16 protein-coding genes are annotated in these 17119 nt (G+C 69.4%); 5 read left to right on the top strand and 11 right to left on the bottom strand.

Annotation, left to right across the window (positions count from 1 at the left end):
- Positions 1-27 precede the first annotated feature (27 nt).
- The 3 genes from H3H55_RS29175 to H3H55_RS29165 form a co-directional block, all read right to left on the bottom strand.
- A complete protein-coding gene (locus tag H3H55_RS29175) occupies positions 28-549 on the bottom strand; it encodes a nuclear transport factor 2 family protein (protein WP_193101227.1) in 522 nt (173 codons plus the stop codon).
- A gap of 8 nt (positions 550-557) precedes the next feature.
- The gene (locus H3H55_RS29170) at positions 558-935 is read right to left on the bottom strand and encodes a hypothetical protein (protein WP_193101226.1); all 378 of its coding nucleotides are present in this window, start codon (positions 933-935) and stop codon (positions 558-560) included.
- Positions 936-1033: 98 nt separating this feature from the next.
- Positions 1034-2206: an acyl-CoA dehydrogenase family protein gene (locus tag H3H55_RS29165; protein WP_193101225.1), complete on the bottom strand. Its 1173-nt coding sequence runs from the start codon at positions 2204-2206 to the stop codon at positions 1034-1036.
- 172 nt (positions 2207-2378) lie between these two features.
- Here H3H55_RS29165 and H3H55_RS29160 point away from each other — a divergent pair, with 172 nt between their 5' ends.
- Positions 2379-3932 (top strand): sensor histidine kinase, encoded by a 1554-nt coding sequence (locus tag H3H55_RS29160; protein ID WP_193101224.1) that lies wholly within the window; start codon positions 2379-2381, stop codon positions 3930-3932.
- A gap of 32 nt (positions 3933-3964) precedes the next feature.
- On the opposite strand, the gene H3H55_RS29155 is transcribed toward H3H55_RS29160, so the two are convergent.
- The 3 genes from H3H55_RS29155 to H3H55_RS29145 all read right to left on the bottom strand — a co-directional run bounded on the left by H3H55_RS29155 (position 3965) and on the right by H3H55_RS29145 (position 6200).
- Positions 3965-4351 (bottom strand): tautomerase family protein, encoded by a 387-nt coding sequence (locus tag H3H55_RS29155; protein ID WP_175694450.1) that lies wholly within the window; start codon positions 4349-4351, stop codon positions 3965-3967.
- Between the two features lie 65 nt (positions 4352-4416).
- Positions 4417-4920, bottom strand: a complete 504-nt coding sequence (locus H3H55_RS29150; protein WP_193101223.1) for an aromatic-ring-hydroxylating dioxygenase subunit beta — start codon at positions 4918-4920, stop codon at positions 4417-4419.
- Complete coding sequence (locus H3H55_RS29145; protein ID WP_193101222.1) at positions 4917-6200, bottom strand: aromatic ring-hydroxylating oxygenase subunit alpha; 1284 nt, start codon at positions 6198-6200, stop codon at positions 4917-4919. Before H3H55_RS29145 ends, H3H55_RS29150 begins: the two co-directional genes overlap by 4 nt.
- Positions 6201-6339: 139 nt before the next feature.
- On the opposite strand from H3H55_RS29145, the gene H3H55_RS29140 reads away from it, so the two are divergent.
- Positions 6340-7260: a LysR family transcriptional regulator gene (locus H3H55_RS29140; protein ID WP_193101221.1), complete on the top strand. Its 921-nt coding sequence runs from the start codon at positions 6340-6342 to the stop codon at positions 7258-7260.
- A 17-nt stretch (positions 7261-7277) separates the two neighbouring features.
- Here H3H55_RS29140 and H3H55_RS29135 read toward each other — a convergent pair whose 3' ends face one another.
- Complete coding sequence (locus tag H3H55_RS29135) at positions 7278-8276, bottom strand: PDR/VanB family oxidoreductase (RefSeq protein ID WP_193101220.1); 999 nt, start codon at positions 8274-8276, stop codon at positions 7278-7280.
- Positions 8277-8426: 150 nt separating this feature from the next.
- On the bottom strand, positions 8427-9824 hold the full coding sequence (locus tag H3H55_RS29130; RefSeq protein ID WP_193101219.1) for a spinster family MFS transporter: 1398 nt from the start codon (positions 9822-9824) through the stop codon (positions 8427-8429).
- Positions 9825-10233: 409 nt separating this feature from the next.
- Here H3H55_RS29130 and H3H55_RS29125 point away from each other — a divergent pair, with 409 nt between their 5' ends.
- A complete protein-coding gene (locus H3H55_RS29125) occupies positions 10234-11352 on the top strand; it encodes a porin (protein WP_193101218.1) in 1119 nt (372 codons plus the stop codon).
- Positions 11353-11393: 41 nt separating this feature from the next.
- Here H3H55_RS29125 and H3H55_RS29120 read toward each other — a convergent pair whose 3' ends face one another.
- Positions 11394-12431: a LysR family transcriptional regulator gene (locus H3H55_RS29120; RefSeq protein ID WP_193101217.1), complete on the bottom strand. Its 1038-nt coding sequence runs from the start codon at positions 12429-12431 to the stop codon at positions 11394-11396.
- On the bottom strand, positions 12428-13402 hold the full coding sequence (locus H3H55_RS29115; protein WP_193101216.1) for an AraC family transcriptional regulator: 975 nt from the start codon (positions 13400-13402) through the stop codon (positions 12428-12430). Before H3H55_RS29115 ends, H3H55_RS29120 begins: the two co-directional genes overlap by 4 nt.
- A gap of 164 nt (positions 13403-13566) precedes the next feature.
- Here H3H55_RS29115 and H3H55_RS29110 point away from each other — a divergent pair, with 164 nt between their 5' ends.
- Both H3H55_RS29110 and H3H55_RS29105 read left to right on the top strand, forming a co-directional pair.
- On the top strand, positions 13567-14673 hold the full coding sequence (locus H3H55_RS29110; RefSeq protein WP_193101215.1) for an NAD/NADP-dependent octopine/nopaline dehydrogenase family protein: 1107 nt from the start codon (positions 13567-13569) through the stop codon (positions 14671-14673).
- A complete protein-coding gene (locus H3H55_RS29105) occupies positions 14670-15680 on the top strand; it encodes a 3-hydroxybutyryl-CoA dehydrogenase (RefSeq protein ID WP_193101214.1) in 1011 nt (336 codons plus the stop codon). Before H3H55_RS29110 ends, H3H55_RS29105 begins: the two co-directional genes overlap by 4 nt.
- 11 nt (positions 15681-15691) lie before the next feature.
- Here H3H55_RS29105 and H3H55_RS29100 read toward each other — a convergent pair whose 3' ends face one another.
- Positions 15692-17029, bottom strand: a complete 1338-nt coding sequence (locus tag H3H55_RS29100; RefSeq protein WP_193101213.1) for an MFS transporter — start codon at positions 17027-17029, stop codon at positions 15692-15694.
- Positions 17030-17119 lie beyond the last annotated feature (90 nt).

Here is a 17119-nt window from a genome sequence, read left to right as displayed (position 1 = left end):
GATCTCGTGCGGAAGCGGTGAAAAGCATCAGGACCGTGGCGCGGCGGCGAGCGGCCACGGGCCGTCGAGCACGCGTTCGGTGCGGAAATGACGGATCAGCCAGGTCGAGCCATCGGCGGCCGGCACGAAATCGACGGTCAGCCGCGCGGCGATCAGCTCGGCCGTGCCGCCCGTGTAGCACGACGCCTGCAGCATGATCCAGCGGCCGCGCGCGGTCGTGTTGCCGGCGCCGACGTCGATCGATTCCGACGTCAGGAAATGCAGGTTCGACGAGAAATGCGGATCGGGCGGCAGATAACGACCCAGCATCGCGACGATCGCGGCCGTGCCTTCGAGGCGGCCAAACTTGCGCGCGTACTGCGGGCCGATGCCTTCCCACACGGCGTCGGCCGTGAACAGGCCGGCAAGCGGCGGGCCGTCGCCGGCATCCTCGGGCACGTCGCACAGCGCCATGTAACGCGTGATCGTCGCGCGCACCGCGCGCTCGGCGTCGAACGCCGCCACGCGCTGCGCGAGCGCGTCGAGCAGGCCGGGTGACAGGTCGGTCATCGCCTGCCTCACGACGCGGGCCGCGCGGCCGGCGGCACCGTCAGCGCGCGGCCGACCCGCGCCTCGATCTTGCCGTAGCGCCACAGGTTGTATTCGCCCACCGGCGTCGTGCGATACAGGTTGCACACGGCGACCGTCGTATCGAAATCGGCGACGTCGGCCATGATGTAGAACGTCCACGGCGCGCCGTCGGCCTGGCCGACCACGAGGCGGTCGTCGTCCATCACGCCGAGCACGCGCACGCCGGGCATCGCTTCGACGGCGGCGAGCATCGCGCCGTACGCCTGCCACACTTCGCCGATCTTCTCGCGCGGCAGGTCGAAGAAGTTTTGCGACACACCGCAGCAGAACAGCACGCGCAGCGGCAGCGGATTCGAACCGGACATATCGGGTTCTCCAGAGGAATCGGTTGAGTGCATGAGCCGGCCGGCGACGGCGCAGCGGCTTCATGCACCTTCAAGAAAGCGGTTTCAGCCGATGCAAGTTACAGGTAGCCGGGAAACGGCGTGACGCCGGTGAATACCGCACCGGCGCCGTCGAAGTTGCCTTCGGCGAGAAACGCGTGCTGCGTGACGACCATCGCGTCGCGCAGCAGCCGCTGCAGCGGATGCGACCGATAGATGGCGGCCGTGCCGCCCAAGCGGTACGCGCGTTCGACGACGCTCGCGCCTTCGCGGGCGATCTGCGTGGCCGCGAGCCGCAGCAGACTGACCTGGTCGGGCGTCACGGGGTTGCCCGCGAGGATCGATTGCCACACCGTGTCGGTCGCATCGTAGAAGAATGCGCGCGCCGAGCGCAGCTGCGCCTCGGCCTTCGCGAGCTCGATGCGGAAATACGCGCGATCGGCGAGGCGCGGCGCGCCGGTCGTCGTCTGGCGTCCGCCCGACATGCGGTTCACGACGTCGAGCGCCGCGCGCGCCAGCCCGAGGTTGACGACGGCCAGCACCTGCGCCGCGTACGCGACGGTTGGGTAGCGGTACAGCGGCTCGTCGACGGTCGGCTCGCCGCCGCGCACGAAGGTCCATGCGTCGGGCACGAAGCGGTCGTCGACGCGCAGGTCGTGGCTGCCGGTGCCTTGCATGCCGACCACGCTCCAGTTCTCGACGATCTCGACCTCGGCGGCGCGGAACACGGCCGTGCGCGGCTTGTTCGGCGCGGCGTCCTGCGCGCCCGGCACGGCGATGCCGACGCCGAGCCAGTCGGCGCCCTTGCAGCCGCTCGCGAATTTCCACGTGCCGTTCACGCGCCAGCCGCCGGGCGCGGGCTGCGCCGGCTGCACCGGGAACAGGCCGCCCGCGAACACCTGGTCGGGGCCGCTCGCGTACAGCTCGGCCTGCGTGTCGAGCGGCAGCGCGGCGAGATAGACGTTCGCGGAGCCGAAGCTCGCGACCCACGCGGCCGAGCCGTCGGCGGTCGCGATCCGTTCGATCATGTCGAGGAACGCGGTCGGCGCAAGCGCATCGCCGCCGAAGCGGCGCGGCGTGCCCGCGCGATAGATGCCCGCCTGCTTGAACAGTGCGATCACGTCGCGCGGCACGTGCGACAGGCGGTCGAATTCTTCGCGGCGCGCGGCGACGGTCTCGATCACGGCGTCGAGCGGCGACAGCTGCGCGGCCGGGGTCGGCGCGGGTTCGATAGCGAGGGCGGCGTGGGGCATGACTGTCTCCTGGGCGGATAAGGTTCGATTGCGGGGCGGCATGCGGGTTGCGCGGCATTTCACTGCGCAGCACGACGATGCAGCCAGTCTAGAAACGCCGAAAACCCGCAGCAATTGGTGCGTTGGGCCGCGCGACTGGTGACGATCCGTGTCGGCCTAAAGAAATCTTCAGATGCGGGCGGCGCGCGCCGGTGCTATGTTGGGTTTCCGGCCGCGCGACACCGCGCGCCTTCCTCCGAATCCGATCATGAGTTTTCCCGACGAAGACGATTTCCACCGGCTGCTCGACGCGCTGACCACCTGCGTGCTGCTGCACGACGCGCAGACCAAGGCGATCGTGTGGGCGAATCGCGCCGCGTGCATCGCGCTCGGCTTTTCCGTCGAGGAACTGCTGCCGCTGAAGGCGCCGGACATGACGCGCCCCGAACCGAAGTACCGGCGCGAGATCGGCGTGGGCGCGATGGACCGCGCGATGGTCGACGGGCCGCAGGTGTACGAGTGGTGCTACCGGTCGCGCACGGGCGTCGACATGCTGTCGGAGGCGATCGCCACCTATGTGCCGCTGCGCGGGCACGATGTCGTGATGGTGCAGTTCCGCGACATCAGCGCGGAGGAGGCGATCCGCCAGCAACTGCGTCGTTACGAGGCGCGGCTGCGCGAGTTCATGCAGGATCTCGATGAAGGCGTCGCGGTCGTCACGCCGCACGGCGGCGCGCAGTTCATCAGCGAGTCGGGGCGCCGCGTGCTCGGGCTCGCGCCCGACGAAGCGCTCGGCGAGGTGCTCGACTACTGCACCGAGGCCGATCGCGACCGGCTCGTCGCGCAGTTGCGCGATGCGCCGTCGACGTGCCCGTCCGAGCCGCAGCGCTACCGGATCGTGCGGCGCGACGGTTCGACGTGCTGGCTGCGCATCACGTGCCGGCAGGTCGAGATCGAAGGCGATCTCGACGGGCTGCTCGTGCAGTTCCGCGACGTCAGCGACGAAGTCGCGATCGAGGACGCGCGCCGCGCCGAGGCGCGCATGCTCGAATACGCGGGCCGCTACAACGCGATGGGCGAGATGGCGACCGTGATCGCGCACGAACTGAGCCAGCCGCTCGCGGCCGTGCGCAACTTCATCGAGGGCGCGGTGCAGCGGCTGAACGGGCGCGGCGCCGTCGACGATGCGATCTGGGGGCTGCGCAGCGCGGACCGGCAGGCCGAGCATGCGGCGCTGATCATCAAGAGCGTGCGCGAGTTCATCGTGCGGCGCGACACGGTCGCCGCGGTCGCCGATTTGCGCGACATCCTGGCGGACGTCGCGTATTTCATCGAGCTGCGCGCGAAGGAGGCCGGCGTGACGGTCGCGATCGTGCAGGCCGATGCGCCGCTGCCGATCCGCTGCGAACGCGTGCTGATCGGGCAGGTGATCCTGAATCTCGCGTTCAACGCGATCGAGGCGTTCGCCGGCTGCGAACGCATGCCGCGCACGCTGACGCTCGGCACCGCGAACGTGGCCGGGCACGCCGAGCTGCGCGCGATCGACAACGGCCCGGGCATCGCGGAAGGCGCGCACGACCGGCTGTTCGACGGCTTCTCGTCGTCGAAGGCCGGCGGCAACGGGATCGGACTGTCGCTGTGCAAGAGCATCGTGACGCGCCACGGCGGCCGGATCGGCGCGAGTCCGGCCGATGGCGGCGGCCTCGATTGCCGGGTGACGCTGCCGCTCGCCGGCGAGCACGTATAACGACGACCGGCGTAACGACGCCCCGCACATCATCAACGTCCCAGCGCCCGCGCGGTTTGCCCGCCGATGCCGAAGTCGGTGTTCGGGATGTCCTTGATGATCACGCGCGTTGCCTGCAGCGGCGCGTCGAGCACGTTCGCACCGGCATCGGACAACGCGGCGATCAGCGCGCGTTTCTGCGCGTCGGTGCGCCCGGCGATCAGGATCGCGACGATCACCGGCAGCGACGGCGGCGCGCCGTCCGCCGCAGTGCGGCCGCCGAGGCCGATGTGCGTCGCGGGCAATTCGGTGAGCAGCACGCGCACGGATTCGATCGGCGCGCCGATCGCATCGACGGTCGCGCCGGTCAATCGTGCGATCAGTTCGGCCTTGCGTGCGTCGTCATGGCCGGCCGGCAGGAAAACTTCGAGTGTGGGCATGGTCGTCCGGAAAGGTGAAGGTTGCCGGTTCACCGTTGCGTTTTCGGCGGCGAACCGGCCACGGCTTACAGCAGGAAGCCGATCGCGCTGAGTGCTTCGGTCGAGTCGATCAGGCGCACGACCTTCTCGGCGATCCGCATCTCGCCTTCGGCGTCGACGTGCAGCTTGTGCGTGACGTCGGCCGCGAACAGCGTCGCGACGCCGCGCTTGTACGCGACGACGACTTGCGCGGATTTCAGCTCGACGGTGTCGGCGCTGCCGCTTTCCAGCGTGAAGCGCGACACGGTGCGCACCGTGCGCGCCGCGTCGGTCGCCGACGCCGAATAACCGGACACCATCCGCTGCACGCGCTTCTCGCGCATGTCCTGGTCGTCGAACACGTAGTTCAGCGTGGCCGCGAAGTCGGTCGCGTCGGGAGCGATCGGCACCACGTAGTGGCCGGCCGGATCCCACAGGTCGAGCCACGCGCGATAGTCGCGGCGATCGAGCATCTCGGCTTCGCGCCATACGAATTCGACCGCGTGGGCGAAGGTCTGCTGCGAGAAAAGGGCGTTGCGGTCGTCCATCACTGTTGCTCCATCATCTTGCGCCATTGCTGGTAGGCCTCGCGCATGCCGGTCTCGTCGGTCGCATGCGCGGTCTTTTCGCCGTTCGCGGCGGTCGTCTCGCGGTTCAGCCCGCGATTCACGAGGATCGGCACATCGGGGCCCGCATGCGCGCCGCGTTGCACGCGCTCCCACGCTTCCGCATCGTCGGGGCTGCCGAAGCCGAACGGTCCCTGGAAGTGCTCGTGGATGCGCAGCCGCTCGCGGTTCGCTTCGTCGGGGCCGCCGTCCATCGCGAGCGCGACGTGGCGGATCTCGGTTTCGTTCGCGGAGATCGGCCGCAGCACGCGGAAGAACGCCATCGACAGCGCGAGGTTCGGGAACAGGTTCAGGTTGAAGCCGACGCCCATCAGCGAGCGCACGATGCGGCGCACTTCGTCCGGTGCGTGGCGTTCGGCGAGCTTCTGGGCGAGCGGCGCGAAGCGCTCGGGCAGCGGCGCGCCGTCGTCTTCGTCGAGGTCGATCAGCTCGGGCATCAGCACCGCGAGGCTGTGGCCGTTGCCAAGCCCGCGGCAGAACGCGGCCTCGTTCGTCATGAAGCTCGTGATCGCGGCAGCCGTTTCGTCGTCGATCGACTTCATCCACGACTTGTGCACGACCGGGAAGTGATAGAGGTCGGTCGTGTTCTCGAGCTGGATCTTCCAGTTGCCCTTGAACTTGAACTTGTGCTCGCCGTTCGCCTTGATCGGGTAACCGGCGCCCTGTTTCATGAACAGGTCGATCCACGGCTTCGCGCCGCCGAGGAAATCCTCGAGCGGTTCGATGTCGTCGTTGAAGCTCGCGAAGATCAGCCCCTGGTACACGCCGACGCGCAGCTTCACGAGCGGCAGGTCGCCTTTCTCGCACACGCCTTCGTAACCGTCGCCATACGGCAGCGCGCGCAGCGTGCCGTCGAGCGCATACGACCAGCTGTGATACGGGCACGTGAAACCCTTCGCGTTGCCCTTGTGCGATTCGCACACGGTCGCGCCGCGATGGCGGCAGCGGTTCTGCAGCACGTTGATGTCGCCGGTCTTGTCGCGCACGACGATCACCGGCTGGCGGCCGATCGTCGTCGTGATGAAGTCGCCGGGCCGCGGCAGTTCGCTCTCGTGCGCGACCCAGATCCAGGTGCGGTAGAAGATGCGGTCGAGCTCGGCTTCGAACAGCGCGGGGTCGTGATACATCGCGGGCGCGATGCGGTCGGGCTGCGCGAGGCCGTGCAGCGCACGGGTGTCGATCGTCTGGTAGGGAATGTCGCTCATCGTTGTCGTGGGGAAGGAGTCGCGAAAACGGGCCGCGCGGGGCGCGGTATCGAGAGACCAGTCTCGTCTTCCGCTACATATCCGTCAAATTGATCTAAAATTGGCGAGTCAATAAATACGGCAAATGATGGAGGTCACGATGACATCGGTCGATCATCTCGATCTGAACCTGTTGCGCGTGTTCCAGGCGATCGTCGAGGAACGCAGCCTGACGAAGGCCGGCGAGCGGCTCGCGCTGTCGCAGCCGGCCGTCAGCTATTCGCTCGGCCGGCTGCGCACGCTGTTCGACGATCCGCTGTTCGTGCGCACGCGTTCGGGCATGCAGCCGACGCCGGTTGCGCTCGAGCTTGCGGGCATCGTCGGCAAGGCGCTCGACATGGTGCGCGTGGCGCTGCGTTATGCGGAGCGCTTCGATGCGGCGACCAGCACGCGCACGTTCCGGCTGTCGTTGTCGGACGCGGGCGAGATGGCGTACCTGCCGGCGATCTGCCAGGCGCTGCGCGAGCGCGCGCCGCGCGCGACGCTGAGCGTGCAGCCGATGCCGGTCGAGGAGATCGAGGAAGCGCTGCGCGCGAGCCGGCTGGATTTCGCGATCGGCAACCTGCCGGAACTGATGCCGCGCACGCGCCATCACGTGCTGTTCGAGGAAACCTACGTGTGCATGACGGGCCGCCGGCGCGGCTTGCCGGCCGGCGCCGCGCTGAGTCTCGACCAGTTCGTGCGCGCCGCGCACGTCAACGTGAAATCGGTCGAGCACAGCCATCACGCGCTCGACGACGCGTTGCGCGCGCAGGGCGTGGGCCGCAACATCGCGCTCGAAGTGCCGCACTTCGTCGCGCTGCCGAGCGTGCTGTCGGTCACGGATCTCTATGCGACGCTGCCGAAGCGGCTTGCGCAGATCCTGAACCGCGACAACGCGTTCCGGCTTTACGACCTGCCGGTGACGCTGCCGCCCGCGCCGGTGACGATGCACTGGCACGAGCACTTCCATGAGGACGAGGGCAACGCGTGGATGCGCGCGCTGCTGGCCGAGATCGTCGAGCGTTTCGACGACGCGTGACGGCCGGGGCGCGCGCGTCAGAGATCGAGGACGAGCACCGCTGAGCGCGCGCGCGACACGCAGCAGCAGATCACCGTGTTGCTCGCGCGCTCGGCCTTGCTGAGGCAGTGGTCGCGATGATCGGGTTCGCCGTCGATGACGGGCACCATGCAGGTGCCGCAGACGCCTTCGCCGCATGACGTGTCGACCTCGATGCCGATCCGCGCGAGCGCGTCGACGATCGACGTGTCGGGCGTGACGCGCACCGATTGCCCGCTGCGCTGCAGCCGCACTTCGAAGCCGTCGGCCGGGCCGGCGTCGGCTTTGGAATCCGCATTCGCATTCGTATCGGCGGCGGCCGGGTCCGCCGCGAAGCGTTCGAGATGGATCGACGCGTCGGGAACGCGCGTCGCGGCGGCCGTGACCACCGCATCCATGAACGGCCCCGGGCCGCACGTATAGACATGGGCACGCGCATCGATCGACGCGACGCAGCGGCCGAGTTCGGCCGCGAGCACGTCGGGCTCGACGCCGTAGTGGAACGTCACGTGCGACGCAAACGGTTCGGCCGACAGTTCGTCGACGAATGCCGCATGTTCGCGGCTGCGCGCGAAGTAATGCAGCCGGTAGCGCGCGCCGCGCCGGTGCAGCGCATACGCCATCGACAGCAGCGGCGTGATGCCGATACCGGCCGCGATCAGCACGTGCTCGCTTGCGGCATCGGTCAGACGAAACAGGTTGCGCGGCGCGCCGATCGACAATTCGGTGCCAACCGTCACGTCGTCGTGCAGCGAACGTGAGCCGCCGCGCGACTGCGCTTCCTTCTTCACCGCGAACAGGTAGCTGCCGCGCTCGTCGGGGTTGCCGCACAGCGAGTACTGACGCGTGATGCCGGACGGTGCGGTGACGTCGATATGGGCGCCCGGTTCGTACGCGTCGAACGGCTGGCCGTCCACGCGCGAAACCCGGAAGCAGCGAATGTCCTGCGCCGCGTCGATCAGCGCGTCGATCCGGACCTGGTGGCGGTTCGCTTGCATGGGAAATTCCGTGGGGTAAGGGGAACGCGGCGCGGCAGACACCGCGCCGTCATGCGATCGAGAATAGGGACGGGCATCACATAAATCAAATCGATAAAAAAACGATGCCTGAATCAGTTGAATTGATAATAGTCGGGTGGCCAGTTGCGATCAGCGTGCAGCGACCGCGTCGCCTGCATCGGCCGAACGCGACACCGCGGCCGACGCATGACCGCGTTCGCGATCGAGGCTACGGCGATAGTGCCGGCACCCGGCGGCGAGCAGCAGCGCGGCGAGCGTGGCCGCCGCGACGTTGACGATCGACATCGAATGGCCGACCGCCGCCGGCGCGCCGAACACGCGATCGGTGAACAGCGCGACGACGGTCGTGCCGATCCCCAGCGCAATCAGGTTCGACACGAGCAGGAACAGCGCGGAGATCTGCGCGCGCATCTGGTTCGGCGCGAGCGTCTGCATCGCGGCGGTCGACGTCGGCATCGGGAACGACGCGAAGAACATCGCGACGACGAGCATCGCGAGCGACGCCGGCAGGGAGTCGAGCTGCGTGAACAGCGTCGCGGGGATCACCATGCACGCAGCGCCGATCGCGCCGGCGCGCATCGGCGCATCGCTGCGGCCGCGCCGCAGCAGCCAGTCGTTGAGCCAGCCGCCGCAGAACACGCCGGCGGTGTTCGCGACCAGCAGCACGATGCCGAGCGTGTAGCCGGCTTCGACGGCCGTCATCCCGAAGCGGCGGATATAGAACGCGGGCGTCCAGCTCAGCAGGCAGTACAGCGTCATCGCGTAGAACGAGAAGCCGAGGTAGTGGCACGCGAAGGTCGCGCGGTGCGTGCCGACGAAGCGTAGCGAATCACGCATCGACACGCGCCGCACGGCACCCGAGCGATCCTGCGCGAGCCCCTTGCGCTGCGGGTCGCGCACGGTCGCGGCGAACAGCAGCGCGACGAGGAGCCCCGGCAACCCGACGATCAGGAACGTGACCTGCCACGCATGCACCTGCCCGACGACCGGCAGCGTGAACGCGCTCGCATGCTTGAGCAGCGCGATCACGTAGCCGCCGATCAGGAACGCCACGCCGCCGCCGATGAACGAGCCGAGCGAATACACGGCGATCGCGCGCCCGAGCTTCTCCTTCGGGAAGTAGTCGGCCAGCATCGAATACGCGCCGGGCGACAGCGCGGCCTCGCCGACGCCGACACCCATGCGCGCGATGAACATCTGCACGAAATGCTGGCTGAGCCCGCATGCGGCGGTCGCGACGCTCCACAGCGCGATGCCGATCGAGATGATCCGCGGGCGCGCGTAGCGGTCGGCGAGATACGCGACGGGCAGCCCCATCACCGCGTAGAACAGCGAGAACGCGAAGCCGTTGAGCAGGCTGAACTGCGTATCGGACAGGTGCAGGTCGCGCTTGATCGGTTCGATCATCAGCACGAGGACCTGGCGGTCGACGAACGAAAAGACGTACGCGAGCATGCAGATGACGACGACATACCATTCGTACGTATAGCGCTTGCCGTCGGCAGCGCGGGCCGTGGATGCGGACATGCGGATTCTCCAGGAGCGGGCGGTGGGGATGCGCGGCATCGGCCTTGCTGGCTGGCGCCGGCGCGGCGCGAAAGCGTGCGGGTGACACGATCGGAGACGCAGCGTAGTCGGCCAAATTCGGCCGCCATAGCCGGAGTGACAGCCGCGCCACACGGACATTTACCGACCCGGATAAAGAAAACACCGAGGCCGTGTGCGCAGGGTGCCGCGCAACGTGCGTGCGGCGGGGCGCGCGCGCTTCATGCGGCGCGTCTATAAGCGTTATAGATCGCATTGCGTCGACGTCCGAAATTGTCGTTCCTAGACTCGGCCCGTTTTGCATTGGCGGCGTTGGCCCTTCGCGGCGAACGCGCTTCACACCAGACGGCGCGATGCCGACAGGCGCCGGCACTTCTACGGGACGACAACGATGAACCATCCGAACAGGCGGGCCGACCGGCTTGCCGTACCGCTTGCCGTGCTGCTCGCCAGCGCGGCGCTGCCCGCCGCCGCGCAATCGAGCGTGACGCTCTACGGCCGCGTCGACACCGCGATCGAATACGCGAACGCCGGCCCGAACCACGTGACGCGCATGGGCAGCGGCAACCTGTTCGCGTCGCAGTGGGGGCTGAAGGGCGTCGAGGATCTCGGCGGCGGCTATGCGACGATCTTCAAGCTCGAGGACGGCTTCAACGCGGCGAGCGGCGCGCTGTCGAACAGCAGCGCGCTGTTCGGGCGCGAAGCGTGGGTCGGCATCACGGGGCCGTTCGGCGGCGTGCAGTTCGGCGAGCTTTATACGATCGTGCATACGACGCTCGTCACGTACAGCCTGCCCGGCCTCGGCGCGGGGCTCGCGTGGGGCAATGCGACCAACAACTTCGTCGGGCCGGCATTCCTGCGCGTGCGCAACTCGATGCGCTATACGTCGCCGCGTTATGCGGGCTTCATGCTGCGCGCGATGGCCGCACGCGGCACCAACGGCGCGGCCGGGCAACCGGCGACGCTGGGCGATACGTATGGCGCGGGCGTCAACTACGCACGCAGCGGCCTGTCGGTCGACATCGACTACATGCAGCAGAAGTTCAGCCCGGTTGCCGCATCCGCGCTCGGCGACACGAGCCCGGCCGCGAACGGGAACTACACGGTCGGCGCGATCTCGTACGACTTCAGCGTCGTGAAGGTCGCCGCGCTGTATATGCGCCATCGCGGCGGGCCCGACGTCGCGACCGCGATCGACAGCCAGAGCGCGTATCCGCACAGCGACATCATGGAGCTGAGCGCGACGGTGCCGATCGGGCGCGCGTCGCTGTTGCTGAGCGTCGGCCACTACCGCAAGGTCGCGGACAGCGAAGGCAACGCCGATTCGTATGGCATCCGCTTCGACTATCCGCTGTCGAAGCGCACGGTGCTGTACACGGGCGCCGCGATGGTGCGCAACGGCGCGCATGCGCGCTTCGTCGTCAACGGCGCGGCGGGCGGCGGCGTCGCGGTTGCGAAGGCCGGCGCGACCGCCAGCTCGATCGTCGCGGGCATCCTCACGTCGTTCTGAGCTTCGCGGCCACGCCGGCCGGCCCGCGCCGGCGTGCGTCGTTAGGCGCAGGCGGGCGGCTGCGGCGCGAGCCATGCGTCGAACGGCGCCTGCTGGCCGATGCTGAACAGTTCGAGCAGCAACGCGCGCAGCCAGCGATGGCCGGGGTCCGCATCGAAGCGCCGATGCCAGTACGCATTGACGGCCCATTCGCCGGCGTCGGCGATCTCGTACAGCGTGCACGGCTGCCGCGCCGCGAACGTGATCGCGATGGTCTCCGGCAGGATCAGCGCGTAGTCGCCGTCGCGCAGCAGCGCGGGCACCACCATGAAATCGGGCAGCGCCGCGCGTACGCGCGGCATCAGCCCGTGCCGTTCCAGCAACTGCATCGATTGCGGATGCGACGTGACCGCGACGAAGCGCAGCGCGTCGGGCGCCGTGCCGTCGAGCACGAAATCGTCGGGCAGCGCGACGCGTTGCGCGGTGCGGCGCGGCATCAACAGCACGCAGCGTTCGTGCAGCAGCGCGGCGCGCTGGAAGTGGCTCGACGCATCGGCGAAATGCCCGAGCGCGAAATCGATCCGCCCCGATTCGAGCGCGACGTTGAGCTGGCATTCGTCGACGTGCAGTGTCTCGATCACCGCGCCCGGCGCGCGGCGGTCGAATTCGGCGAGCATCGTCGGCAGGAACGCGCTCGCCGCGAAATCGCTCATGTGCAGGCGGAACACGCGCTGCGTGCTGTCGGGCGCGAAGCGCGAGCCTTCGTCGAGCACGTCCTGCAGGATCGCGAGCGCCTTGTCGACCGATAGCGCGAGCCGCTGCGCACGCGGCGTCGGTTCGACACCGGTGCCGGTGCGCACGAACAGCGCGTCGCGGAACATCAGCCGCAGCCGGCCGAGCGCGTAGCTGACGGACGGCTGCGTGACGCCGAGCCGCAGCGCCGCGCGGCCGACATGCCGCTCCTCGTAGACCGCGCGAAACGTCTTCAGCAAGTTGAGATCGAGATCCTGCACGCGCAGGCCGTCGTGCGCGTCGGCGTCGCGCGCGGAAGGTTCGGCGCGGGCGGGGGCCGCGGGGCGGCCGGGGGCGGAGTGCGTCATCGTGTTTGCCTCGCGGTGACGGAAGGCGCGTGGCCGTAACGCCGCGCATACGCCTTCGCGAAATGGCCGAAGCCATGGATGCCGTGCGCGATCAGCACGTCGGTCACGCTGCGCGCGTCGCCGCGTTGCAGCGCCGCGTGCACGGCGGCGAGCCGGCGCTCGCGCACGTAGGCGGCCGGCGTGGTGTGCAGGAACGCGCGGAACGCGTGCTGCAGCGTGCGCGGTGCAACGCCCGCGACAGCCGCCAGCGCGGCGAGCGCGAGCGGTTCGCCGAGATGCGCGTCGACGTGGTCGCATGCTCGGCGCACGTGCGCCGGCAGCAGTGGCGTGCCGCGCGCGAGCGCGTCGCTGTATGAATGCGGCAGGTGCGTGAGCAGCAGCGACATCAGCCACGCGGTGAGATCGGCGCCGAAGGTGGTCGCGGCCGTGCCGATGCCAGGCTGCGCACCGAGCCGGCACAGATACTCGAACGTCGGCAGCACGAGTGCGGCGCCCGTGCCGGTGCCGCCGGCCGCGAGTTCGAACTGCAGCGGTCGCGTGAGTGTCGCGTGCAGCATGTCCTGCAGCTTGCGTTCGAGCGCGCCGCGTTCGAGCCGCAGCACGAGGTTGCGGCAATCGGGGCTCGTGCTCAGGCGGCTCGCGAGCGCGGGCGACGACACGGTCAGCTCGCCGGGGCCCGCCTGCGCGACCGCGGCGCCGGCCTGCAGCTCGCATGCGCCCGCGAGCGTCAGCCTGAACAGGAAATGATCGGCGTCGCCGCCGAAATCGATGCGCGTTTCGCGGCCGTAGCAGAGTTCGAGCAGTGCGCCGTGATGCAGCGGCACCTCGTACAGTTCCGCGCGAAACGGATCGCGGCCGCGCGCGGCCATCCGGTGCGGCCCGAGCCGGTGCGCGACCGCGCGTTCGACTTCGTCGGGCGCCTGCAGTGTGCCGAGCCGGTTCGGCGCATGGCGGGAAAGGGCGATATCCATTCGTGGGCCTCGGAGCGGATGCGTTGGCGCGTCGGTGCGCGCGGGCGGCGCATGCGCAGTGCCGCGATTGCGTTGCGCGAACGGGCGTGCCGTTGCGCGTTTTGAAGCGACGCGACGGGGGCGGCCGCGTAGTCTCGATCACACTTGATCAACCGGAGACGACGATGAAGGTATGTGTACTGGGCGGCGGCCACGGCTGCCATGCGGCGGTTATCGACCTGTTCGAAAAGGGGCACGACGTGACATGGTGGCGGCGCGATCGCGAGCCGCACGCGCGGCTGCGCGAACTCGGCGAATTGAACGTGACCGACTATCGCGGCAAGCGGCCGGTTCCGCTCGGGGACGCGCCCGGCGCGATTCGCCTGACCGACGATCTCGCGGCCGCGCTGCGCGGCGCGCGGCTCGTCGTGGTGCCGCTGCCGGCCACGTCGCACGACGCACTCGCCGCGCAGGTCGCGCCGCTGCTGGAGGACGGCCAGGTCGTGTTCCTGCCGCCCGGCACGTTCGGCAGTGTCGTGTTCGCGCGCGCGGCGGCCGATGCCGGCAATCGTTCGCGTGTCGCGTTCGCCGAGACGGGCACGCTGCCGTACCTGGTGCGCAAGCATGGCGACAACGAGGTCGTGATCAGCGCGTATGCGACGCGCCTGCCGACCGGCGTGTTTCCGGCGAATGCGGCCGGCTGGGCGTTCGACGTGCTGCGCGCGGGTTATCCGTCGGTCGAGCCGGTCGAGGACGCGTTGTCCGGCGCGCTGATGAACGCGGGGCCCGTGATCCATCCGCCGCTGATCCTGATGAACGCGGGGCCGCTCGAACACTTCGACGCGTGGGACATCCATAACGAAGGCACGCAACCGGCGATCCGCCGTGTGACGAACGCGCTCGACGCCGAGCGCATTGCAGTGCGCGAAGCGCTCGGTTATCGTGCGCCGCATTTCCCGCTTGCGGATCACTACGCGGCCGACGGCGACGAGTGGATGTACGGGAGAGGCGCGCACGGCAAGCTGACCGATAGCGGCGACTGGCGCGAGAAGATCGATCTGCGCACGCATCGCTACATGCTCGAGGACACCCGGCTGGGGCTGTCGCTCATCGTGTCGTGCGGGCGCTGGGCCGGTGTGCCGACGCCCGTCGCGCAGGGGCTGCTGAGCATCGCGAGCGCGGTCGCCGTGCGTGACCTGTATGCGGAAGGCCGCACGCTGGAGCGGCTCGGGCTGGCGGCGCTGCCGCACGACGCGATGCGCGCGCTGCTCGATGCGGGGTACGCGGCATGATCGCGGCCGCCGATGTGACGCGCGTGCACGTGCTCGGCGCGGGACGCATGGGGCAGGGGATCGCGCTCGTGTTCGCGTTCGCGGGGCTCGACGTGACGCTGGTCGACTTCAAGCCGCGCGACGCGGCCGGATGGCGCGCATTCGATGCACGTACGCGCGACGAGATCGCACGGCCGCTGCACGCGCAGGTCGCGCTCGGCCGCATCGATGCCGTGCAGGCCGACGCCGTCGTCGCACGCATCGCGCTCGTCGCGCGCGACGGCGCGGCGGAAGCGGTGCGCGACGCCGACGTCGTGTTCGAGGCGCTGCCCGAAGTGCTCGACGCGAAGGCCGATGCGCTGCGCTGGCTCGGCGCACACGTCGATGCACGCGCAACGATTGCGTCGACGACGTCGACGTTCGTCGTCACCGAGTTGCAGCGCCATGTCGCGCATCCCGCACGGATGCTGAACGCGCACTGGCTGAACCCCGCGTTGCTGATGCCGCTCGTCGAGATCAGCCGCAGCGACGCGACGGATCCGTCCGTCGTCGCGCGACTTGCCGCGCTGCTCGTGCGGGTCGGCAAGAAACCGGTGATCTGTGGGCCGGCGCCCGGTTATATCGTGCCGCGCATCCAGGCGCTCGCGATGAACGAGGCCGCGCGGATGGTCGAGGAGGGCGTCGCGAGCGCCGAGGACATCGACACGGCGATCCGCACCGGTTTCGGCCCGCGCTTCGCGGTGCTCGGGCTGCTCGAATTCATCGACTGGGGCGGCTGCGACATCCTGTACTACGCGTCGACGTACCTGGCCGGCGAGATCGGCCCGCGCTTCGCGCCAGCCGACAGCGTCGTGCGCAACATGGAAGCCGGGCGCGACGGCGTGCGCACGGGCGCCGGCTTCCACGACTACGCGGAGGTCGACGTACCCGCGTACATGCGGCAGCGGCTCGGCGAGTTCGCGCGGCTGCTCGACCACCTCGGGCTGGCACCGGCATTCGACGGCGCGCGGCGCACCGGCGCGCGCTGAGCGTTGCGCGGTCACGCCGCGTCGCCGTGCGAACCGTCGGGCTGCGTGGTGCGCGTCTCGCGCATCACGCACAGCGTCGCGACCGTGACGAGGCCGAGCGCGACGAGGAACAGCGAGACGGGCCACGACGCGTGATAGCGCGCGAGCAGCGCGGTCGCGATCAGCGGCGACATCCCGCCCGCGAAGATCGACGCGACTTCGTGGCCGAGCGCGACGCCCGAGTAGCGCACCTCGGTGCTGAACAGCTCGCCGACGAGCGCGGGCAGCGTGCCGATCATCGCGCCGTGGCTGACGGCCGTGCCGACCGTCAGCGCGAGCCACACGAGCGGCGTTGCCCGCGTGTCGAGCAGCCAGAAGAACGGAAACGCGCAGGCGACGAGGCTCAGCGCGCCGATCAGGTACACGGGCTTGCGGCCGATCCGGTCGGACAGCCGGCCCCACGCGAGCATCGCGCCCATCTCGACGATCATCGCGATCATCACGCCGGTCAGCATCACGCCGTTCGGGATGCCGACGTATTTGCCGTAGACGAGCGAGAACGCGAGGAAGATGTACGCGCCGCCGTTCTCGGCCACGCGCAGCCCCATCGCGAGCAGGATTTCCTTCGGGTGGCGGCGCAGGCATTCTACGATCGGCAGATGCGACTGCGCGCCGCGCTTGCCGGCCTGCTCGAAGTCGCGGCTTTCCGGCAGATGGCGGCGGATATAGATGCCGATCGCGAAGATGGCGATGCTCGCGAGGAACGGCAGCCGCCAGCCCCACGCGCGGAACGCGTCGTCCGGCAGCGCCTGCGCGGCGAGAAACGCGGCCGACGACAGCACGAAGCCGCCGCCCACGCCGAGCTGGCTCCAGGCGGCGTAATAGCCGCGCTGCGCGGGCGGCGCGTTCTCGCTGATCATCAGCACGCCGCCGCCCCATTCGCCGCCGGACGCGATGCCCTGCAGCAGGCGCAGCGCGACGAGCGCCGCGGGCGCCCACAGGCCGACCTGCGCGTAGGTCGGCAGCAGGCCGATCGCGAAGGTCGATGCGCCCATGATCAGCAGCGTCCACACGAGCGACGCCTTGCGCCCGTAGCGATCGCCGACGTGGCCGAACACGATCCCGCCCAGCGGCCGCGCGACGAAGCCAAGCGCGAACGCCGCGAACGCAGCGAGGCTGCCCGCGAGCGGCGACGCGCCGGGCGGAAAGAACACGTGGCCGAACACCAGCGCCGCGGCCGTGCCGTACACGAAAAAGTCGTACCACTCCATCGCGTTGCCGGCGACGGAGGCGATGACGATCCGGCGCAGTTGCCGGTCGGCGAGCGGCCGCGTGGCGCTCGGGGATTGCACGGTGTCGGTCGGGTACATGGCGGACTCTGAAGGGGGAGGCGGGCGCGCGCCGTCTGTGCGGCACTGCGGGCTAGTGTTGTCGGCACCGCCTTCCCGGTCAAATCCGCA

The organism is Burkholderia sp. Z1 (genome assembly GCF_014893795.1).
GTDB lineage: Bacteria > Pseudomonadota > Gammaproteobacteria > Burkholderiales > Burkholderiaceae > Burkholderia > Burkholderia theae.
This window is presented reverse-complemented; position numbering and strand designations above follow the sequence as displayed.